General features: G+C 39.7%; 28 protein-coding genes. 12 read left to right on the forward strand and 16 right to left on the reverse strand.

Annotation, left to right across the window (positions count from 1 at the left end; translation table 11 throughout):
* Positions 1-51 precede the first annotated feature (51 nt).
* From AACT18_RS07935 to AACT18_RS07990, 12 genes are all read left to right on the forward strand, one after another.
* On the forward strand, positions 52-201 hold the full coding sequence (locus AACT18_RS07935; protein ID WP_161439656.1) for a hypothetical protein: 150 nt from the start codon (positions 52-54) through the stop codon (positions 199-201).
* 11 nt (positions 202-212) lie between these two features.
* Positions 213-431 carry a hypothetical protein gene (locus AACT18_RS07940; protein ID WP_094125949.1) on the forward strand — a complete coding sequence of 73 codons (219 nt, stop codon included), beginning with the start codon at positions 213-215 and terminating at the stop codon, positions 429-431.
* Positions 432-445: 14 nt separating this feature from the next.
* Entirely contained in the window at positions 446-730 is a 285-nt protein-coding gene (locus tag AACT18_RS07945; RefSeq protein ID WP_094125948.1) for a hypothetical protein, read from the forward strand.
* A gap of 9 nt (positions 731-739) precedes the next feature.
* Positions 740-1,186: a hypothetical protein gene (locus tag AACT18_RS07950; protein ID WP_094125947.1), complete on the forward strand. Its 447-nt coding sequence runs from the start codon at positions 740-742 to the stop codon at positions 1,184-1,186.
* A gap of 12 nt (positions 1,187-1,198) precedes the next feature.
* Positions 1,199-1,477: a hypothetical protein gene (locus tag AACT18_RS07955; protein WP_094125946.1), complete on the forward strand. Its 279-nt coding sequence runs from the start codon at positions 1,199-1,201 to the stop codon at positions 1,475-1,477.
* Positions 1,478-1,492: 15 nt separating this feature from the next.
* Entirely contained in the window at positions 1,493-1,948 is a 456-nt protein-coding gene (locus AACT18_RS07960) for a hypothetical protein (protein ID WP_094125945.1), read from the forward strand.
* Positions 1,949-1,968: 20 nt separating this feature from the next.
* The gene (locus tag AACT18_RS07965) at positions 1,969-2,247 is read left to right on the forward strand and encodes a hypothetical protein (protein WP_094125944.1); all 279 of its coding nucleotides are present in this window, start codon (positions 1,969-1,971) and stop codon (positions 2,245-2,247) included.
* 10 nt (positions 2,248-2,257) lie between these two features.
* Positions 2,258-2,734 (forward strand): hypothetical protein, encoded by a 477-nt coding sequence (locus AACT18_RS07970; RefSeq protein ID WP_094150450.1) that lies wholly within the window; start codon positions 2,258-2,260, stop codon positions 2,732-2,734.
* Positions 2,735-2,996: 262 nt separating this feature from the next.
* Positions 2,997-3,350 (forward strand): hypothetical protein, encoded by a 354-nt coding sequence (locus AACT18_RS07975; RefSeq protein WP_094125942.1) that lies wholly within the window; start codon positions 2,997-2,999, stop codon positions 3,348-3,350.
* 13 nt (positions 3,351-3,363) lie between these two features.
* Positions 3,364-3,600, forward strand: a complete 237-nt coding sequence (locus tag AACT18_RS07980) for a hypothetical protein (RefSeq protein ID WP_094125941.1) — start codon at positions 3,364-3,366, stop codon at positions 3,598-3,600.
* Positions 3,601-3,611: 11 nt separating this feature from the next.
* A complete protein-coding gene (locus AACT18_RS07985; protein ID WP_094125940.1) occupies positions 3,612-3,872 on the forward strand; it encodes a hypothetical protein in 261 nt (86 codons plus the stop codon).
* A gap of 135 nt (positions 3,873-4,007) precedes the next feature.
* Positions 4,008-4,238, forward strand: a complete 231-nt coding sequence (locus tag AACT18_RS07990; RefSeq protein WP_094125939.1) for a hypothetical protein — start codon at positions 4,008-4,010, stop codon at positions 4,236-4,238.
* Positions 4,239-4,551: 313 nt separating this feature from the next.
* On the opposite strand, the gene topB is transcribed toward AACT18_RS07990, so the two are convergent.
* From topB to AACT18_RS08070, 16 genes are all read right to left on the reverse strand, one after another.
* Positions 4,552-6,768 carry a DNA topoisomerase III gene (topB, locus tag AACT18_RS07995; protein WP_094125937.1) on the reverse strand — a complete coding sequence of 739 codons (2,217 nt, stop codon included), beginning with the start codon at positions 6,766-6,768 and terminating at the stop codon, positions 4,552-4,554.
* Positions 6,769-6,770: 2 nt separating this feature from the next.
* Positions 6,771-7,511 (reverse strand): MobC family replication-relaxation protein, encoded by a 741-nt coding sequence (mobC, locus tag AACT18_RS08000; protein ID WP_094125936.1) that lies wholly within the window; start codon positions 7,509-7,511, stop codon positions 6,771-6,773.
* Entirely contained in the window at positions 7,508-8,047 is a 540-nt protein-coding gene (locus AACT18_RS08005) for a hypothetical protein (protein WP_094125935.1), read from the reverse strand. Before AACT18_RS08005 ends, mobC begins: the two co-directional genes overlap by 4 nt.
* Positions 8,044-9,978 (reverse strand): type IV secretory system conjugative DNA transfer family protein, encoded by a 1,935-nt coding sequence (locus AACT18_RS08010; RefSeq protein WP_094125934.1) that lies wholly within the window; start codon positions 9,976-9,978, stop codon positions 8,044-8,046. The genes AACT18_RS08005 and AACT18_RS08010 overlap by 4 nt, the downstream gene beginning before the upstream one ends.
* Before the next feature lie 837 nt (positions 9,979-10,815).
* Positions 10,816-11,154: an H-NS family histone-like protein gene (locus AACT18_RS08015; protein ID WP_094125933.1), complete on the reverse strand. Its 339-nt coding sequence runs from the start codon at positions 11,152-11,154 to the stop codon at positions 10,816-10,818.
* A 17-nt stretch (positions 11,155-11,171) separates the two neighbouring features.
* Positions 11,172-11,891, reverse strand: coding sequence for a SprT-like domain-containing protein (locus AACT18_RS08020; protein ID WP_094125932.1), 720 nt, complete (start codon positions 11,889-11,891; stop codon positions 11,172-11,174).
* A gap of 76 nt (positions 11,892-11,967) precedes the next feature.
* On the reverse strand, positions 11,968-12,990 hold the full coding sequence (locus AACT18_RS08025) for a CpaF family protein (RefSeq protein WP_094125931.1): 1,023 nt from the start codon (positions 12,988-12,990) through the stop codon (positions 11,968-11,970).
* Positions 12,991-13,062: 72 nt separating this feature from the next.
* Complete coding sequence (locus AACT18_RS08030) at positions 13,063-13,572, reverse strand: hypothetical protein (RefSeq protein ID WP_094125930.1); 510 nt, start codon at positions 13,570-13,572, stop codon at positions 13,063-13,065.
* A complete protein-coding gene (locus AACT18_RS08035) occupies positions 13,559-14,080 on the reverse strand; it encodes a lytic transglycosylase domain-containing protein (RefSeq protein ID WP_094125929.1) in 522 nt (173 codons plus the stop codon). The genes AACT18_RS08030 and AACT18_RS08035 overlap by 14 nt, the downstream gene beginning before the upstream one ends.
* 757 nt (positions 14,081-14,837) lie before the next feature.
* The gene (locus AACT18_RS08040; protein ID WP_094125927.1) at positions 14,838-15,809 is read right to left on the reverse strand and encodes a trypsin-like peptidase domain-containing protein; all 972 of its coding nucleotides are present in this window, start codon (positions 15,807-15,809) and stop codon (positions 14,838-14,840) included.
* Positions 15,810-15,889: 80 nt separating this feature from the next.
* Entirely contained in the window at positions 15,890-16,075 is a 186-nt protein-coding gene (locus tag AACT18_RS08045) for a hypothetical protein (protein ID WP_141138085.1), read from the reverse strand.
* Between the two features lie 72 nt (positions 16,076-16,147).
* The gene (locus tag AACT18_RS08050; RefSeq protein ID WP_094125926.1) at positions 16,148-16,540 is read right to left on the reverse strand and encodes a hypothetical protein; all 393 of its coding nucleotides are present in this window, start codon (positions 16,538-16,540) and stop codon (positions 16,148-16,150) included.
* Positions 16,541-16,554: 14 nt separating this feature from the next.
* The gene (locus AACT18_RS08055; RefSeq protein WP_094125925.1) at positions 16,555-17,523 is read right to left on the reverse strand and encodes a hypothetical protein; all 969 of its coding nucleotides are present in this window, start codon (positions 17,521-17,523) and stop codon (positions 16,555-16,557) included.
* 10 nt (positions 17,524-17,533) lie between these two features.
* On the reverse strand, positions 17,534-18,016 hold the full coding sequence (locus tag AACT18_RS08060; RefSeq protein ID WP_094125924.1) for a hypothetical protein: 483 nt from the start codon (positions 18,014-18,016) through the stop codon (positions 17,534-17,536).
* Positions 18,016-18,498 (reverse strand): hypothetical protein, encoded by a 483-nt coding sequence (locus AACT18_RS08065; RefSeq protein ID WP_094125923.1) that lies wholly within the window; start codon positions 18,496-18,498, stop codon positions 18,016-18,018. Before AACT18_RS08065 ends, AACT18_RS08060 begins: the two co-directional genes overlap by 1 nt.
* A 1-nt stretch (position 18,499) precedes the next feature.
* Positions 18,500-19,522, reverse strand: coding sequence for a hypothetical protein (locus AACT18_RS08070; protein WP_094125922.1), 1,023 nt, complete (start codon positions 19,520-19,522; stop codon positions 18,500-18,502).
* Positions 19,523-19,525 lie beyond the last annotated feature (3 nt).

The raw sequence follows: 19,525 nt of genomic DNA on the forward strand, positions 1-19,525 counted from the left end.
AACCCAAGTGTTATAGTTGTCTCAAGTTAAGCAAACAACGAGATAGTAGTGATGAAATCAGACAGTGTTACTCGCGTTCTTCAACTCATGGACTCATGCGAAGATGGTCAAGAACGTTATGCAGAGTTTGTGGCTCTAGTGGCTAGTGAAAATAACGTTTCGGTTAAACAACTAGAAACAGAGCTTAATCAGTACATTTAAGGGGCAAAAAAATGACGGAATCACAACCAATTCACAAAATTTTCGCGCAGAAAATTCTAAACAAAAAAGACTTTTTGGCTTCCAATCCGACTTACGTTGGAACTGTAGCCGATATCCGTTTTTATGAGTGTCCAGTGCGTGGGGATGAAAGCCCTTTGATCGCAATTAAAGGCGAGCATTGCGTTTTAACATCTGATTTTGATATGCCTTGCGCTGATGAAATGTTTTAGAGGGGGAATTGTATATGTCTATTAAAAATGGTCAAAAAGTACAGGTTTGCATTGATGGCGAACCAACTAAGAACGCGGAAGTTTTAGAGCGTATCGAGCGTGACTATGGTGTGGTTTATGAGGTTCAACTAGAGGGGGGTAACGAAACAATGATCGTTAACGAATCACAGCTACTATCTGACCTTAAAGCCGTGTTTGTTAAGTCTGATATTTCACAATTGAAAGACGTCCCTATTGGTGAATCAATTGCCGCAAACACATCGTTTAACGTCATGCTAAAGCAAGACAGTGAAGCGTAGAGGGAAAGTATGGGCGACTTTTACGAAAGTGAAAACGAATCAAGCTTGTCAGAGCTACCGCCTAGCGGCTTTACATTTACAAATTCTGAACTGCACAAGGCGGCTAAAGTCATCATCGGTAAAGCTAGAGAATTTTTTGGTTCTACGCCAGTGAGTGCTCATTTATGGGCTTACAGACGTAGTGAGGATGAATACTTATCTTGTGACTTCTTTGTACCAGACAATCTCAAGTTAACAATGCCAATTACCATATCTATCGCAGATGAAGCAGATTTTGAAGTTTGGGACGAACCGATTGTAGTTGATATGACAGAAGCTATTCATTTGTCTGGTCTGCTAATTTCTGCGTTGAATACTCATGTTTTTGTCGGGCGGCATGACAATGAGATTAATGAGTCACTATTGGCTGCTCCTCTCAAAGAGGGTGAAACCAATGGAAGTATTGATTTAGCTTAACTAGGAAAAAACGTGAATATACATAATTTTACAGGTTTTAAGTTTGAGCTTATTCCTAACTGCGCAGAGTCACCAATGATCTTGAAGATTGATGGAACGGCGTGTCTTAGCATTGAATTACCATCGACAGGAGAGTTTCATATTTTTCCTGCTGATGACGTTTCCGATTACCACGTAGTAATGTTCAAAATGAATGGTTCGAAAAACAACCCGCCAGAAGTTAGTTTTCACGTGCTCGCGTCAGAGCTGGAAACATTCAAGAAGACTAGCGTTCTGCCAGTAATCAGTTAAGGAGGGGAAATTACATTGAGCAGAGAAGCATTTGAAGCGGCAATTGATGTTCTCACTGGACAAACAAAGACTAAGCAGCCAAAGCGCCTCTGTGAACTTTGTGAGGGTGAAAAGGCAGTAGGTAAATACTATGTCCATCCTGATGAAAGTGAAAATCATGGATGGTGGCTAGTCTGTTCTTATTGCGCGGATATGGTACATAATGTCGGTGCTAACGTGGAATATTACAAATACTCGCAGGAGTATAAGAATGCTCACACACACGAACGAGACATACTCCCTGAACACGTTAAAACTTGTGATCATGAATTTGAAAAGTGGTCAAACGTTGGTGAGTTTGACAAGTACAAAGAGCAAGTCTTTGACTGGATGCGCTGCACTCATTGTCAGGTGTACGGTAAACGTTTCGGGCTTGGTCAGCATGGCGTCACTGATTTGATGATGGAAATCGACTTAAGTTGCAGTCGTTAAAAGATTTTATAGGGGTAAATATGACCAAGTATGTGACAGTGGTGTATGCCATTGAGAATGAAGAAGCGTTCAAGCCAATTATGCAAGACATTCAAAAGCAAATGTCTGAGTTCGATGTAAACAATCGTCCGGCGGTTGGTATCTGTGCTGCATCTTCAAGCAATGAAATTCAGCGTCTGGAAATGATAGAAGATGCTCTTAACGGTAGTGATGCAGAAATGGCGCAAGACGCCGCGCAATCCATTTTATCTATGGCTCATTTGCCAGAGCTGAATCAAGAAGAAGTTTTATTGGCTTAACGGGGAAATTATGCATTGTTTGCACCCGAATAAAGAAAGCCCGACATGTTGGAGATTGCAGCATAAGTCGTTAGGAGTGCAAGAATATTTTAGCTTTTCAAAATACGGCACTAAAGAAGCTGCTCTACTCGCACTTATCAAGCGTGAAGAAGAGTTATCTAAACGCTTAAAGGCCAAGAGGCTTCGCTCTGAGATTCCCTACAACATGATCTTTGATAAAGATGAAAATCTAAAGGGTACTAGCTTTACTTGTCATCCAGTACGAGGCCAGTTAGTAAAAATGCAAGTTACTGTGAATGGAAAGCAAAAGTCTACTTCGAGAAGAGTAAATAACAACGATCTTATTGATGTGTTCTTGGGACTGGCAAATTGGCGAATGGCTAAGTTAGGTATAGTGCCTTGCCGAGTAATAAAGGCGCAGCTTAGAAGTAGCTTCAAACTCTTTGAGCGAAAGCTACACCACAACAAAATTTATTCAGATAAATAGGGAATCTGTATGCGTACATTTACAGATATTAGCTCAAGAACAAATTGGCGTGTTATAGAGGCAGACGGCCACACAGAAAACGTTACGCGAGAAGGTGCTGCTCACTATCTTCGTGTAGGACGTAAGTTAGGACGCAAATGGCAGCGAACTAACAATGGTTGGATTCTTTTGTAAAAAAGGGGGGAATTTCGCCCTCTTACAAAACCACAATATCTAGTATGCGGTCGCTGATACCGGTACACAACATATAGGAAATAATGAAATGCAAGATGTACAGTTTGACCATATCCAAGTGAACTTAAATCCTCGACCAAATGAGATACACCCACTTGATGAAAAATTTAGAAAACCATTAGCATATTTTGGTCGAATGGCTCAAGAGAAAAAATTCGCTGCAAGCCTGATCGTTAATCTCTATAACAATAATATTGTAGGTGCAGATATGAATAAGCTATCAGCTTATTTGCGTGGTGAAACCTGCAATACCTTGCGTGATGGAATGTATGCACTAATTGAAATCTGTGGACTTATTGAGTCTCATGAAATTTATGGAAGTGAGTTTGTCGAGGGACTTATTGAAGAATGGGACTTTCGTAATAAACGTTCTGACTCGTAGATGGAGTGAAACCGTGACTAATCAAAAGAAAGATTCCAATAGAACACCTGCAAAGATTGGTAAGGTTCTTTTGTCAAAGGACGGCGAAGAGTTTTTTACTATTGATGGTGTTCATTGTGTTGCTGACACAGTAGATCCATTTGCAGAGGATTACCCAGATTCGTCTACTTCTTATGCTTGTTTTGTTGCTGATAAAGCAATCCTGAACATGTGCCGCAATACATCAAAAACCGACAAATCAAAACAGTGAGGAAAAAATTTGTGTTTCCTGAAGAATGCTTTGTATGGAACAGTATAGCCCTAGACCTTTCCATTCACACCGAGGTGTTTGCTTCTTGTGACGGGAACCCTTTTGATGAAGAAGATAAACGCACAAATTGGCGTGTTTGTGCGTGGGAAGAAAGCATTAATGGTGAGCACGCAGGTGCAGTTGTCTTGCATAATTGCCAAGACGGTGAGGAAGCTAGGGCAATAGCTCACAAAGCTAGAGCATTGATACAGAATCTACCGTTTGGAGGTTAACGCTTATTGTTATAAGTATTTAAGTGACGGGGAAGCCTGTGAACAGGTGGTGTACGGGGTAAGAGGCTTAGCGTATGTTTTCGTTTAATTGGGCTTCATACCTCTAAAATAAAAATTAAATACTAGGGAGTTATTATGAATTGTGGTTTTTGTGGGACGCAGGTTAATAATGGATTTACAGTATGTTCAGCCTGTGGAGCTAACTATAGAGTTGACTTGTCGGAAATGTTGGGGGGAGTTATTAGCATAGTTATAGGTTTATTTTCCATTAAAACTATGTTCATAGGAGGTCTGATCTTTATTGGTGTAGGAGTATTTTTAATTAAAGACGGCTCAACAGGAAAATGGTATAGGAAAAATGCTTAATTTAAAACAATGCTAGAAAATAAAAAGCTCACCCCAGAAGAAGTGAGCTTTTTTTACTTGAAAAATGGGGGGTAAAGCGTATGACCATCCGAAAAACTTATAGATAACACGTGACACTTATCTAATTTGTTTTTTAAGTAATAATCAATGCTCTTCTTTTTAAATCCACAGTATATATGTTTATTTTCAGATAGTTTAGTTTTTAAAAAATCATCTAATGATTGAATGCTTGAAGCTATAAATAGATTTGACTCATCTTTTAATACTTCTCTAGCAATTGGGTTTCTCGTGGTAATTAAGTGAGGGGCTGGCATTATAACTCACCCTTGTCTCTATCCGGTTTTCCATTATTATCAAAAAATCTAACCTTACATTTAGGAAACCCAGAACAACCCCACCAAAATGAGTTTGGATTCTTTCCTTCCCGTCTAATCAGTGCAGAACCACAGGATTTGCAAAACTCAGTTTCGCTTGCTTTGGGTTTATCTGCCACTTTAGTCGTTATGCGGGGGTTTCCATTGTCATCAGGGTAAACCGTTTTACAGTCGGGATAGCGGTTACACGCATGAAAGAATGTACCTTTTGCGGCATTTTTTCTACGAATTAGCGTGCCTTGCTGACAAGTAGGGCATTTATGGCCACCTTCTGATTGTATTGATACTCCCTGCTCTTTAACGTTCTTAACCAAATCACGGACGAAACTATCAATTTCATTTATAAATTCAATAACTTCTGTCTTACCCTTCTCGATGCGGTTGAAGTATCCCTCCCATATTGCTGAGGTGTCTGGCATTACGATTCGGTCAGGCAATATTTCGCAATATTGTTGTCCTGCTTTGGTTGTCTTAAAAACAGGGTTCTTATAGCCTTTTTCTTTGCTGAAGCTTATAAGCTCAGATAACGATTTGAGTTTTTCAATGTGGCCAGCTCGCGTTGCTTCTGTACCGATTGAGCCGTTTTCCCCCTTTTTGCCTTTATCTTTTGCTTTCAACTGAGCTTTTAAGTCTGGATCTTTGATCCAATCTGCGGCTCTGGTCATCGCTGATAGCAATGACGCTTCATCGAAGTATTTAGGTGGTGTGGTCTCTTTCTCTGCAATGTCAACTTTTTCACATGTGCATTCAGTAGGGCTTTTTAGTGAGCCAATATCAAAAGTGTTGTCATTCTTAATTGCCTCGATTTGATCTTTAAAAAGCACCTCCCAACCCTGCTTGATAAGCGTAGTTTGGTTAGTCACGTATGTTCTTTCTGTGCAGCTAAACTCCACAGTTGTTTTCTCTCTCGAAGAGTTGGGATAAAACAGGGCGATAAAACGCTTTGCAACCATCTCATAGATGTTTCGTTCACCTTCTGAGAGGCTGACGCCTTGGCCACTTTTAGATGTTGGTATTACAGCATGGTGCGCTTCAATACGTTCATCGTTGAAGCAACGATGCTTAATGGATGTATCTGCCGATTGAGTGGCCGATGCAAGTCCTTCAACCGTCCCAGCGATTGCCGTTAAAATTTCATCAGCACTAGCATAGTGTGATTCACCTAAAAATTGGTTATCACTACGTGGGTACGTCAAAAGCTTGTGTTTCTCATATAAACTTTGAGCGTACTCTAATGTTTTACTAGCTGAGTAGCCGAACCGCTTAGATGCTTCAATTTGCAGTGAAGACAAATTGAAAGGTACAGGAGCTGCTGAAGATTCTTGCTTAGTTTCAACTTTCTCAACTCTTGCACTGGCACCGGAATCTGCTTTCTGAGTGGCTGCCGCTTCCAGTGAAGAGGTCAAGCGCCCTTTCTCGTCACGTTCAAAACTATCATCAATCACTAGCTTTGCTTTGACTGTGTTTGAACCAACCGCAAAATAACCAAATAATTCGTAATATTTGGCTTTGACGTGATTTTGGTTAGCCAGTGTCACAGAGTTAACAATACCTATCAGCGTGGATATTACACGACCCACGTTTAAAACGGATGTAAAGCCCTTTTCACGCGCTTTTAATGTATAAGCGCGAGTCAAGTTAATGCCGACCGAACTATCAGCAATAGTGCGGCTCAATGCTTTTAAAGTTAGATATTTATAATTTGAGTTTGGCTTCATATTGGCCAATGCTTTTTTAACTGGCGCATCGTTAAGGTCAGCGATTAATAAACGTTCAACAGGCTTTTTGTAATTAGCGTAAGTAATAATTTCATCGACAATCAAATTACCTTCACTATCTGGATCTCCAGCATGGACTAGGCTAGTTGATTGACTCATTAAACTGAGCACTGTTTTTAGTTGTTTTTCTGCTCCTTTTCTTGGTTTGAATTTAGGAGGATAGACGCTTGGAAAGGGTAAATGCTCGATGTTCCATTGCTTATGATCGATGTTGTAGTCTTGAGGTTCACAAATACTTAATAAGTGGCCAACACACCAAGTCACAACGTTATTACCATTTTGATAATAACCATCTTTTCGCTGCGTTTTTACGTCACCACCTAAGCCGCTAAAAATAGCGGCTGCCAACGATGGTTTTTCTGCTATGTATACTTTCATTTCTAGCCCTCTTTAAGATGCAGGAGTTGTTCAATCGTAAAGATCCGAACAAGATTTTTTTTATAACTGGTAAATGGATGCTTCGATTCATCAAATTGAATGTACTCGATCATATCGAAGCGCTTATCTAAAACAGCTTGAAGCTTGTCGTCAGGGACAATATAAAAAACAGCGTCCCAATATTTTTTTTGCCGAGCAATAACGTGACTTTTGAAAATCGAACGATAACGAGAAATGGCTTTTACCGTTCTTTCTGTTTCTATAGCGATTTTCTTTCCGCTTGGGGTTGTTATGATCGCATCAGGTCGATGCTCAACAGCAAAATCTTTTTTGAAAGATTGGCGGTCTCCGTTCCGCCAATTTGTCCAACCCGCTTTTTCTAAATTTATGCGTACTTGCTGATTGAGAAGCTTATGATTAAGTGTTGGGAACCGGATTCTATATGGTTCAAAAGCTTGAAAGTCACTGTCGGTTTCATCTATGTACTGAGCAAGACCTAAATCAGTAATGCCCCAAATTGAGATACTCCCCGTTGAAAATTCAAAAACGTGTTTTTGAATGTACCCCATGTTGATCAACTTCGTCAGCAGTCGGTCAAGTGGTTGACGACTTTTATAACCCATCAAAAGCATTAACGTTTTTAAATCTGTATAAATTTCTTGTTTGAGGAAGCGGATAACGATAGCCATTTTTTCTAAGTTTCGGTTTTCTCTATCAACCTTTGATGAAATCAAATTGCTCATAGATTCTTACCTATACTTTTTCGTGCTTTATGAAACGACAAACAAATTTGATTCACTTCGTTTAGAAGTCGAATCAGTTGATCGAGACAAGCCTTTCTTAGTTCTAGAGTTTCATTTTCTGTTAGCTCACCGCCAGTTCTGGCCATGTAGAGGTGAGTGAAGTAGTCATCAATGGTCAAAAAAATCTTTATGAACATTGCCGTCTCAGGCGTTATAAATTTTCGGTCAACATCAATCTGAAATTTCTTAGTGTTCATATAGCAAACATCCAAGTTCTTGTACTTGGATGTAAACTCTAAATCTAACTGACTGAACTGATCCCGAACCCCTTTAAGCTTAACCATTAGCTTATGTGCGGTTTTTTTAGAAAACTTGGTTTCAATTGATTCACTTTTCTTACTTGCGTAAGCAGAAATTGAAAAAATAGAAGATAGAATAAACGCGCCGTCTATTGGGTTTTTTATCTTTTTAGCTCTGTCACTAAACTTAATATGATCCCACAGCGCGGCGAGTCTTTTGTGTTTCAGTTCCATCATAAGCCCTCAATTTGTTTTTCGAGTTCAGCCAACAGGTCGGCTTCCTCTTCTGCTGTAAAATTCTCTTCTGAGTTATCGAGTTCAATGCTTTCATCATCGTCATCGCTTGAGTTGTTGACAACGAACATGTCTAAATCTAAATCGCTGTTATCATCAATCAAACTTTCAGTTTCGATTGATTCGCTCACTTCATCTTCATCACTCTCAGTGAGAGGTGATGAAATGCTTTCTTGAGTGAAAGGTGAATAGATAGACAATTCTTTCTTTTTCACTTTCACAGGTTGGATAACGGAAGATTTGGCAATCTCACTGGCCGTGAAAATGAAACTAACTTTTTCAGGCAGGTTCATTAACATATTTGAATCTACAAAGTTTCTCTCCGCTAACTTTATACTTCTTGTACCATCCACATTTTCAGTTAGAGATTTGCTTGTCTCAACTCTCCTTGTTTCATCATCAACAAGGATTGTCCCCGACATATCAGCAACCCACTTTGCCGTTTCCGGATCTTGAATTTTATACACAATTTTGTTTTTTGAGTTTTCGACAACCGACCCAACAACAGCATCACCATTTAGATCTGCGGGACAGTCCCGCAAGTCGGCTACTGATTGATGTGCCATGAGAATATGTACACCTTTATCACGTATCGCGCCCAACCCCTCCAAAACAGCTCGTGAAATATGGTATTTCAACTCGTCTAAGAAAATCGCAATCGGTCGAGGTTTTCCGTTAACCCTATCTCGACTTTCAGCAAGTTGATAAATTCGAAGCAGAATCATTTTCTGAGCAATCAGAACTTTTGCATTTCGGATTGAACCAATGATGTAACAACACCCTCCGTTGTCGAACACATCTTTCAGGTTTAATCCTCCTTCTGCATTGATTGACCCGACTAAAGACATTTCTTCAAGCTTCCCGTAAAACGCTTTTACAGTCTCTTGAAGACCCTGAACATAGGGAGTGTTGAAAAGTGATGCGAGGGTTTTTAACTCTTCTTCCATAGCCAACTGTGGGGCTTTCCTTGCTGCTTTTCGGTCATCAATACGGTAGAAGTCGGCAAGGTCTCCTTTTTCTGCCAAACTGAACCCTGCAACAAGTAATTCTTCTATTTGTTCAGGTGTTGCACCTGCTAACAAATCAAGCTGAGGATCGTGTTTGTTTAAATCAATTAGATAAAAAGGTTTTCCGTAATGGTCACACGCAGCTTTCATCAAGTGCGGAGCCCATTCGTCATTTTTTGGATCTTGCACAAATACACCTTCATCTGCACCAATCAACTGATAAAGCACCAAACCAACCGCAACACCTTTACCCGCACCCGTTGTGCCTATAGCGTCTAAATGCTGCTTCTGTAGAGTTTCAAGAGGGATGTATTGCGGTTTGCTGTTTACATCCAAACCAACAAAGACCCCTTTTTTTAGATCGATATAATCCAGTGGATCATAGTCGATACTCTTCGGCAAAAACTCTTTGATCGTGCGAACGTCTGTACGTTCATCACGCATTAACTTTGTTTTTTTAGTTGAAGCTATTTTCAATTTATTGATGAGTGGTGTGAGGCGTCTTCGAAAGAAGATATGAAGGCCAATGCCGCCCAAGAAAATTGGAAAGTTAAAGATTGAGTAAAATGGATACTGAACCATTTTATCTACAGAGATCTTGTACTCTTGAATGAACTTGATCAAGTGCGGGATCGTTAAGTTGCTGAATACGCCGATAGGTATTAGCACGAAGGCCAAAGCGATCAACGCTCTTCTTAGTACGCTGTCATCTTCTACTTTATCCGGTTTGTCAAAGTAGATTATTGGTAGAAGAAAACCAGAGATTAAGCTAAGAATCCATCCAAAATAGTATGTAAATACATACAATTTGGATGCGAGAATCAAGCATAGCTTGAAGATTCCGAACTCAATAACTTCTAGAAACATTCGTTGCACTCCTTGAGTTATTTCGGTGTCGTTCTTCGGTGTTATTGCTCGGTGTCTTGGTAACACCGACAGGAAACACCGAAGGATTAGGATAGATATGTTCTGGACGACCATATCTATCTGTTCCCCATGAATGGGGAATCATTGAAAAAAGGCTCTTTTTTCAATGGGTTGGAATGAATCATTTCCAATCTGGACGATTGAAAATAATCCATTCCAACCTATGGCAAAAACCGTCCCGCTGCGCGAGACCAAGCCCCTCTTCAAGTGCTCACAGCTCATTTTCTGCGTTCGTTCCTCACATGCTAGAAAATATCGCGTTCGACTACGAAGACGAGCTTGGTCTCGCCCACTTCGACGGTTTTTGGGGCAAGCCCCCAAAACAAACCGACTGCTGGGGCAGTCTCGATTTTCGCTGGGGCGAATCGTTTGTTTCGGCTCCCCCGTCTAAGTCAATTTTCAGTGGGCTGAAAAGTTGCCTTAGATGCTTATGAACGGAGTTCAACGCACTTAAAACCATTCAATTGAACCCCGCAAGGGGGCGCTTGTTGCGATTGAATGATTTTAAGCTAGGCAAACTAAGCCTCTTTTTCGTTGACGAAAAATCCGCTTGTTTGAAAAAAACACGCTCGACCCACTCCGCTTTTCCCCCAATTTTTAGATGGAGGGTGAGACAAAATTGGGGGGGGAGAGTGGCTTTCTCGCTTAGTTTTTTTATGAAAAAAGCCTTTCCCCGTTGGTCTAAATGTCTTTAAAAATCCTAGGGGATTTTTAACATTTATTGGGGTAAAGGCTTTTTGAAGGAAAGAGTAAATTAGCAATCCTTGGGGATTGAATTTACTCCTGTTTGGCGTTTTCGTTTGGAGTTTGGCTTGGTTGTTCTACTGGTGTTTGACTTGGTTTGGTTCTTATTTTTCTTCCTTTTCTTTGCTGAACATCTTGTGCCAAGGCTTCCATTAATGATGCTATATCAACACCAGATTCAATAATGGCCTTCCGTTGTGCTGCTAAGATTTCTTCTTGAAGTGCTTTTTCTTCTACTTCTCTTTGTTCACGTTCGTAAACTTCATCGTGAACAATTGTCAGCTTTTCGATAATCTCACTGATTAAGCTGGATGGTTCGGTTTTAAGATGCTTTCTTAGCTTTCTTAAATTATTCAGTTCGTTTATGTCCATTTTGCACCTATTGATTGTTAATCTTCTGCGGTCATTTTTACATTGCAATCACCGCACATAATGTTTAATGATGGTTTTCCCCAAGCCGCATTAAAACACCGTTCACACACAAATTTTACTCGCGTAGGTTTCACCTCGCTTATAATTTGTAGTTCACCTTGTTCATTGGCTTGAACTCCCCACTCTTCAAGTATATCGACAATTTCATGTAGAGTGTTAGTTGCAATCGCGTTCTTGACAATCTCTCTGGCCGGATACTTATCCGCCCAAGAGATTTTGAAATTTCCGCTGTATAGCTCATTACATAAGGCTTCAAAAATGCCACCTTTGATTATATAATCAGCCATTTTGTCACCTGTTTTCTTTCCACCTTCCTTACCGTTGTGCGATGGCATCAAACCGATGGACTCCATTTTATCAGCCCATTCTTTGTTGTGATAACCACCTCTCCCCTTGTTTCCAAAATGGTGCTGCCATAAATGTACCATCTCATGAGCTAAGGTTTGGAGAACTTCTTCGGGTGGACAAATGGCGAAATATGCCGGATTTAATGCAATTTCATCAGTCGTTTTTCCCGACTTACTAACGAAACGGCTTGCGCTAAAATAGCCGTAAGTGCTTTTTTCACGCTGTAACGTGATCAAACAGTGAGGCAGTTCATTAGCGAAAAGTCGCTCATTGAAAAAATCATAAGCGATTTGAAGTTCATTATAAGTATCAACGGTCGGCTTCATCATAATTATGTTTTGTATTGTACAATACAAAACATTTTACCAAACGTTAGATGTCAATCCTATCTGCTGATCTTGTTTTTTAAGCCAATTTGTTTGACACATGTTTCATTTTTACTTTGTCAAAATGAAACATGTTAACCAACTCACCCTGCCGAACTTCTTTAATTTCGATAATCTTCCGGCCATAGCTGAAGTGTCTAGATGCTTGTATAAACACATCTACATTATCGACAATCTGTTTTTTAGCCAACTCAAAGCTGATATTACCTTGGCTTGCAATCAAGTATTGCAAGCGCGAAACAGCATCATCACAACTGTTCGCATGGAGAGTGGTAGCGCAGCCGCTGTGACCAGTATTGATTGCTTGCAAAAATGCATCAGCAGCGCTTGGTTTCCGTATTTCTCCAACCCAGATTCGATCCGGTCGTACACGAAGAGACGTTTCGATCAACTTGGCCATATCAATAAATGAATCTTTTCGGTGTGGTGCTTCCATTGCGATTTTGAAAGGCAGCCAATCGATATAGAGCTCTTGCGTATCTTCGCAAATGGCAATCCGTTCATTTATGGGTATGTATCTAGAGAGTGCTCTCAACAGCGTTGTTTTCCCGCTGCCTGTATTCCCTGACACTAAAATGTTCTTGCCTTGTTTAATTACATCAACAAGGTATGCATACATTTCATCAGTTAGAGCATCATACTCAACAAGTTTTTCAAGCTTTATATGCTCCTTGGGTGCGATACGTAATGTCATGGTTGCACCTTGCGGTGTTACCTGTGGCAACGTGCAACAAAGGCGAGAACAATCGGGTAAACGTGCATCTAAAATGGGATTCTCTGCATTAAATTCTTGATTTAATGCAACTGATACTTGATTTATGAGATTTACAAACTTAGCTTCAGATTCAAACTTTACGTCTGTAAATTCAATTCGACCGTTCTTTTCAATTGACACTCGATCAAATCGGTCAACGAAGATTTCTGTTACTCCTGCGGTCTCATAAAGTTCTCGTAACCCTCCAAAATGTTGCTCAACCCACGTCCATTCGAACTCTTTATCTTTCGGAACTAAGCCAAAAATCGTTTCTATAAAATCACTCATATAATTAACTCATTGCAAGCTTACCCACCTTTGTTGTGGATAACGTTCATGATAAGTGTAACGGTCTATTAGTTAGTAGTAGTGTGTTTCACCGTAGAGTTGACCATTTCTGTAAACTTCGGTAAACCTCAACGTTTTTGAGCAATGACGTGGCGATCGATAACCATTTTTGCTCGAATACTGACAATAAGTGCCTTTAACAATTTCTTGTTGAGTCATGCCCCACTCGACACACCGAGTTTCCGAATCTTTTCCATGCTGATACCTTTCTTCTCTCACGCAATATTTATAAGGGGGAATTAACGCGGCAATGCCTGATTTTGCATCAAATCTATCTGAATTATCTTCGTTGACAGACGCACCGACTAAGCAGGAACTAAAACTAGGCAATGGAGATTTATGTTTTTTGATTCGTTTTTTAAACTCACTTTTAGCTTCTCCACATCCAGATGGAAATCCCATAGGTAAGCACATCCAAATGGCACATTCAGCATCAGAGTCAGCCTTTGCGTCTGGTGAAAATATTGAATAGAAAAATGGCGTGGTCAGAAATATGAATAGTAAAAATTTATCTTTTAACATCGTTAAGTTCCTCATAATGATTTAACACACGAGCTATGTATTGCTCTGTTTCTGGAAATGGCGGAATTCCTTTGTATTTTTTTACATTGCTCTCCCCAGCGTTGTAAGCCGCCAAAGCCAAAGGAATGCTTTCATATTTAGTGATCAACTTAGAAAGCATTTGAACACCCGTATTAATGTTTTCATTCGGATTAAATGGATCAATACCATAGTGTTTAGAATTTGAGTCCATTATCTGCATCAAGCCTTTAGCCCCTTTCGGTGATACCGCAGATGCATCAAAACCACTTTCATTTTTAATTACTGATATAACAAGGTTCTCTGGTACACCGTAAATCTGGCTATAAGTTTTGATTACATCGCAATATTTCACACAATGTGCAGCTTTCGGCGCAGGTCTGTTATAGGTTGACGACCAAGCAAGGTAATTTCTTTCGCCTTTTTTTACTTGTGCATGTGCAGTAACTGAAAATGAGCACATCAATAATAAAAGTAATATATATTTCATAGATTATCCGCTATTACTAACGCCGCTTCGCGTTGTTCCATACAAATAAAAAATTAGCAGATAGCGAATTTTTTATTTGCATGCTAGGTTAAATGAATTTCGATTTGATACCACTTTAAGACATTTAAATTCTGCAAGCTTTTCTCCCTTCTTATATATTTGTAATAAGAAAGTGTTGCCACTGATAATGGTTTACAGATGCAATTCACCTCCTTACTTTCAATATGCTTTATTTCGGACACTAATAATTTGTTCAGCCTACTTTGATTCCGCGCCTTGTCTGACTTATAGAGCATTGGGGAGCATAGTGTTACTTTCGATACATTGGCTTTCTTCAGTCTGCTGATCAACAGCTTGAGTTCCAAGTACGTTGCTTTATCAAATGCCTGTGTTGGCCGCGCTAGATGCACTGATACTGAGCGCCTGTTAAGTAGGTCGGGAACGATCGCTAACTTTGAGCCTTCACACTCTTTGATCACGAATGTATAACAATGAATGACAACCAGAAGAAAAGCGGCCAGTAGATAAAAAATTGGTTCTGAGTCTGAAACAGATAAACAAACTATCGCGCACAGAGTCATTTGAAGTGTTCTGATATTTCTGTCTCTTACAAAATGACAGTCCAAACCGAATTGCTTTCTGATTAATTTAAAAAACAGGATAAAACATAAAAACGCTAACAAATATTTGATTAATTCCATATAAACCCCAATAAAAAAGGCAGTTAATTAAACTGCCTTTTTCAAAGTTCGTGATTTTATTTTTTCTTTCTCAGCAACCCTAAAGCACCAAGTAAAAGTAAACCAAATCCAACTGAGCCGCCGCCTGAATCACCACTAGAACCTGTATTACCACCGTCAGGAATGCTTGGTTTAGGTTTGTTTACGTGCACATATTCATTTGCTGAGAGATAAAGCTTGCCCTCTCCGGAACCTTCAACGATATAGGTACATTTATCAAAAGCAGCAATTGCGTTATTTCCTAAGCATGAGCCACCTACAAGGGTAATTGCTCCATCTGTATACGCTGAATCAGCCGTTACGTTACGATGCAGTGATTGAACGGTAATTGTTGCACTATTAGCGGTCGTCGTAGCTAGAGTTGGATAGTGCCAAGCATCTACTTCATCGAGTAACCAATCTTTCACTGTGCTTAATCGAGTCGCTAACATCGTACCGGCTGCACCAGAGTTATGGATAGCAACAATATCACCGACTTGGTTTGTCCAAGCACCGCCGCTGTCGCCAGCTTGTGTAGTACCGTTACCAGTATCAATTGAAGCGTACCAATATGGGTTAGCTGTGCCAGCAGAGTTAATTTGTGTCTGTGCAACCTTTAACTGTTGGGTTCCAGCAAAACCATAAATATTGATGGTATCGCCATTGTTAACGGGCTCACTATTCAAGTTCGCAACGAAACGAATGTCTTTTGTTTGGTAAGGAGTGTCTAAAGTCCAAACCGAAATATCGGGACCATTCGGATCACCAAGACCTAGAGGGTTATTGCTGACTGTCGCACTTTTAAAGCTACCATCAGAGAAAAGAATGTTATTATTTTGTAGTTCACAGTGGCCAGCTGTAAGCAGATACTTGCCACCAATGACTGTACCGGTACAGTTGAATGTAGCCATATCTGAATATTGAGACCAGTCTAGAGACGTTCCATTCTCGATCGCCATTGTTGCCTGAGATGCCATAGCCAAGGTGATGAATACAAGCGATTTTTTCATTTTAAGTGTCCATTTCTTGATTAACTGAGTACATTTTACAGTTAAAAATATTTAACTGTCAATGTAAAAATTAAATATGTTTAACTATTTTTATTAGGTAAGCCATGTAACATATCGATATATGACTGCGCGCGCTTATGCCCGTTTTCTACGTCTGCTGCTATTTGGTGAATGCGTGTGGGCGCTGTGTATCCCCACCGATTTGCAAGTTCAGGAGCTGTCCAGCCCTTTGACTCATAGTGGTCTTTAAACTCGGTTCTTGTCATAAAAAACCCTCAGAAAGTTAAATATATTTAATACTAACTGAGGGTTTAACCGTTAACAACTATATTTATTATTTATTTAGGAAAGCAAACTGCTCTTGCAGTCACAGTTGTATCTCCCGCACTTGCATGAAGGATCCAACGGCCACTGTTTTCATAGACTTTTCCTTGTTCCATAAAGCCTCTGTAATCACCTTCAACGCCAGCCAAAGCGCAATTATAAGTAGATGTTGGCTCCATAGTCACAGTGCGAACAGTATTTATTGCTGATGTAGAGTAATGTTTAGCACTTCCACCACTTGTTTGTAGCGATAGCTCACTAGTTGTAAAGCCGTTAGTTCTAGTTGTGTGTGGATTGTATGCATTGAGTTGATCATCTGTTTTAATCGCTTCGTCATATGTTATCTTGGCAGCAACACTACCACTACCAAGAACCACTAAGAGAGCGGCGATAAGCCGTTTCTTCATTGTCCATCTCCTATTTATTTACATTGTAGATTGACGGTAACAAGCCCTAAATGTAGAGCTACATTATCGCTGTTTGAATTTCGTTTTGCGCTGGCATCAAGCCCTACTTGGATATGAGTAGCTGTCTCGTTAAGCTTATACGCACGCTGCATTCCGGTTAATGTGTGATATCTGTCTGTTAACACCTCCGTAATTGAAAAACTTGGTACAACACTTTTTCCTGTTGGACATTTAGGTTTTTGAATCCAGGCACCATGTCCAACGGTGTAAATATCCGTTAATCGACCTGATACCCCTCTTTGTGTTCCGTCAGAATTCCTTATCGTTACGTCTTTAACATTGGTAATTGCAAAGTTGCCGCCCACATCCCAATCGCCTAGCAGCGTTGAATCGTCACCACTACGCTTAACTAGAGAATCGTAAGCAAAAGCCTTGTCTGGTCTGTCTACTCGCAATGTGAGCGTGTTGCTTGCATCGTTGTAAACGACATTTGGCATCTGTGATGCGTATTGAAGAACTGCTGCACGTTCGAACTTGAAATTATTGTCTGTTTTATCCGGCAAGTTGATAACAATTTCAGCTCTGTAATGGGTAGGACTTGCAGCATTAGGAACGGGAACAACTGAGTAGTTACTGTCAGGTATCAAGCCTAGTGATGTTTGATTATAACGCTCACAAAAGCCTTTCTCGTTGTCACTCACCGAACAAGTTGGGATATACACTCCTTCCAAGTCACTAAATCCTGTTGGAAAAATGGATTGGGTATTTACACCCCAACCCGCCTGATAACGATCCGCTGCATAAGCATGAATTGAATCTCTGTAATAGAGTAAACGTTCATAAAATTTCTCAGCGGTTTGGTTCATTCTTTGATGCTGAACATACTGCGAATAATAAATTACAAATGCTGATGTAATCGTTAACGCAATTAATAATGCAGCAAGACTAGATAAACCTTTTTCGCGGTTTAAAGACTTGTACAAAAAACCTCACTTATTTAATGCACCCTGTAATTACATCCAATTGCTGCCAATCTGGAAGACTAAAACTTAAAGGAGCATAAAATATCATTGAATTGGCACTATATTCATTGCTTTCTAGAAATCTTGAAACACTTGAAAGCATAGAACTATCATTGAAGTGAGCAGTTATTTTAATAGCCACTGGCTTAACATTCGTCATTGTTGAATGTTGAACATACTCGACTGTGAAATCAATTGAATTGAAAGAGCTATCTAGATTTAAATGACTCATAGACAGCTCAGTTTGACTTAGACACCGAGAGCTCAACACATCCTCTGAATAATTTACATTACTCAATTGGATTATTTTATTCACATATGCTTCAACTGATTTAGCTGAAGCATATGAATATCCCAATTGAGCGACAGGAGGAACTAACGTTATTAATAAAAAAACGAGGATGCTAAGTTTTACGGCTAACTCACCAGTTAAGATTCCTCTCTGCTTATTCATTAGTAGGTCATTGTAATGCTATTGGATCCCGTTGAAATGGACGAACAACCACTAGCCTCTGTACAGTCACCTCGCGTTGAGGAAGCTACTGAATCAGCCAAAGAAGCAATCTTATTAGTATCTTGTGGAATCGTGGCCACGACATCAAAAAGACCAGATGAACCTGAATTTACTCTAATATCCCAGTCACCGCCATAGATGTTTGTGCCTTTACCATCGTCAGAGTCACCACAAACAGATTTACCTAATTCACCAGAAGCACATACTTTTGCTATCGATACACCAGTGAAACCAGTTCGACCTTTTTTCCAGTTTGGAACAGCCTGTGCGATTTGGTTAGCTTGCCATGTAAAGTGGATCTCTCTAGCCTTATCCCAAATTTTGGGAGACTGAGACGCGACAAAGATTAGCATTGCAACAATACCCACTAAATAACCGATAAACTCTGCACTTAGCGCACCACGTTGTTTTTTTAAACTCATTTTAATACCCGAATTTTACTTTAGTGATTGAATCGAATGCTAGAAGCATTACACCAGACAGGACGAGGCAACCAAATGAATATGTCACAACATTGGTTATTCTAACGCCCCAAGTTTTTAGTTTATTAATTTCATCAGTTAATTTTTCCTGATGAATAATCGAACTTCTTTTTAATGTCTTAGAAAAATCTCCTATATCGCCAAGTAATTTTAATGTATCGACTTCTTCATCTACTAAAAGACCTGTATCGAAGATGTCACCGAGGTTTGTTTTACCAGTCCCCATAATATCAAACATTTTATCTATGTGGAGTGACACATACTTTCCACACTCTTCTTGATATTGAAGTAAAGCTTGTTTGATATTTGTTCCAATAGAGACTTGATGAGCAATAGACGTTAATAAGTTTGCGCACTGAATATAACGATACTGCTTATAAACAGGCAAGTTATCTACATACTTTCTACTATCACCACACCAATATTTTAAACTGATAAACATTGATATGAAAACGATAAAAAATATGACTGATATTACTAAACCATAGTTAAGCCAGAACAAGCCAAACTCATTTGCTAATACACTGACTGTCCCCCATCGCCTCCGGCTAACCAATTCAGCCAAACTTGGGAAAGCGAACTTGGAAGTTAGTGCGCTCGCCAAAAAAACAATGATTAAACTCAGAATCGGTTTCCTAAAAACCTTAACTAACTGAGTTGTACTAGCATTTTCTATTTTTAGTGAATCAATCGCATCTTGTAGACCTGCGTTAAACTCACCAAGTTTTTCATTGCTTAATAAGCTAAGGTAGGCATTTTTAGAAAGGTAATCTTTCAAGCCGTGAGCCATTGAAAAACCGCTTCCTAATGAGATTTTGCAACTTTCAGCCGCTAACTTCTCCTTCTTATTACCGTATTTTGATATTTGGTCTGCTATTCCTTTTTGTAAAACGCCCGCATCCGAGAGACGCTTTATTTTTTGTAATAGCTCAATTTGACTCTGTACATTCATTCTGATTGCCATACA

The organism is Vibrio sp. V04_P4A5T148 (genome assembly GCF_963875605.1).
GTDB classification, from domain to species: Bacteria; Pseudomonadota; Gammaproteobacteria; order Enterobacterales; family Vibrionaceae; genus Vibrio; species Vibrio anguillarum.

Coding starts and splice junctions, on each gene's coding strand:
- AACT18_RS08065 (WP_094125923.1), bottom strand. CDS start 18,498: ATGAGTTTAAAAAAACAACGTGGTGCGCTAAGTGCAGAGTTTATCGGT.
- AACT18_RS07935 (WP_161439656.1), top strand. CDS start 52: ATGAAATCAGACAGTGTTACTCGCGTTCTTCAACTCATGGACTCATGC.
- AACT18_RS08010 (WP_094125934.1), bottom strand. CDS start 9,978: ATGTTTCTAGAAGTTATTGAGTTCGGAATCTTCAAGCTATGCTTGATT.
- AACT18_RS07940 (WP_094125949.1), top strand. CDS start 213: ATGACGGAATCACAACCAATTCACAAAATTTTCGCGCAGAAAATTCTA.
- AACT18_RS07975 (WP_094125942.1), top strand. CDS start 2,997: ATGCAAGATGTACAGTTTGACCATATCCAAGTGAACTTAAATCCTCGA.
- AACT18_RS08020 (WP_094125932.1), bottom strand. CDS start 11,891: ATGATGAAGCCGACCGTTGATACTTATAATGAACTTCAAATCGCTTAT.
- AACT18_RS07950 (WP_094125947.1), top strand. CDS start 740: ATGGGCGACTTTTACGAAAGTGAAAACGAATCAAGCTTGTCAGAGCTA.
- AACT18_RS08040 (WP_094125927.1), bottom strand. CDS start 15,809: ATGAAAAAATCGCTTGTATTCATCACCTTGGCTATGGCATCTCAGGCA.
- AACT18_RS07990 (WP_094125939.1), top strand. CDS start 4,008: ATGAATTGTGGTTTTTGTGGGACGCAGGTTAATAATGGATTTACAGTA.
- AACT18_RS08050 (WP_094125926.1), bottom strand. CDS start 16,540: ATGAAGAAACGGCTTATCGCCGCTCTCTTAGTGGTTCTTGGTAGTGGT.
- AACT18_RS07965 (WP_094125944.1), top strand. CDS start 1,969: ATGACCAAGTATGTGACAGTGGTGTATGCCATTGAGAATGAAGAAGCG.
- AACT18_RS08035 (WP_094125929.1), bottom strand. CDS start 14,080: ATGAAATATATATTACTTTTATTATTGATGTGCTCATTTTCAGTTACT.
- AACT18_RS08015 (WP_094125933.1), bottom strand. CDS start 11,154: ATGGACATAAACGAACTGAATAATTTAAGAAAGCTAAGAAAGCATCTT.
- topB (WP_094125937.1), bottom strand. CDS start 6,768: ATGAAAGTATACATAGCAGAAAAACCATCGTTGGCAGCCGCTATTTTT.
- AACT18_RS08005 (WP_094125935.1), bottom strand. CDS start 8,047: ATGATGGAACTGAAACACAAAAGACTCGCCGCGCTGTGGGATCATATT.
- mobC (WP_094125936.1), bottom strand. CDS start 7,511: ATGAGCAATTTGATTTCATCAAAGGTTGATAGAGAAAACCGAAACTTA.
- AACT18_RS08025 (WP_094125931.1), bottom strand. CDS start 12,990: ATGAGTGATTTTATAGAAACGATTTTTGGCTTAGTTCCGAAAGATAAA.
- AACT18_RS07970 (WP_094150450.1), top strand. CDS start 2,258: ATGCATTGTTTGCACCCGAATAAAGAAAGCCCGACATGTTGGAGATTG.
- AACT18_RS07945 (WP_094125948.1), top strand. CDS start 446: ATGTCTATTAAAAATGGTCAAAAAGTACAGGTTTGCATTGATGGCGAA.
- AACT18_RS08060 (WP_094125924.1), bottom strand. CDS start 18,016: ATGAATAAGCAGAGAGGAATCTTAACTGGTGAGTTAGCCGTAAAACTT.
- AACT18_RS08030 (WP_094125930.1), bottom strand. CDS start 13,572: ATGTTAAAAGATAAATTTTTACTATTCATATTTCTGACCACGCCATTT.
- AACT18_RS08045 (WP_141138085.1), bottom strand. CDS start 16,075: ATGACAAGAACCGAGTTTAAAGACCACTATGAGTCAAAGGGCTGGACA.
- AACT18_RS08070 (WP_094125922.1), bottom strand. CDS start 19,522: ATGGCAATCAGAATGAATGTACAGAGTCAAATTGAGCTATTACAAAAA.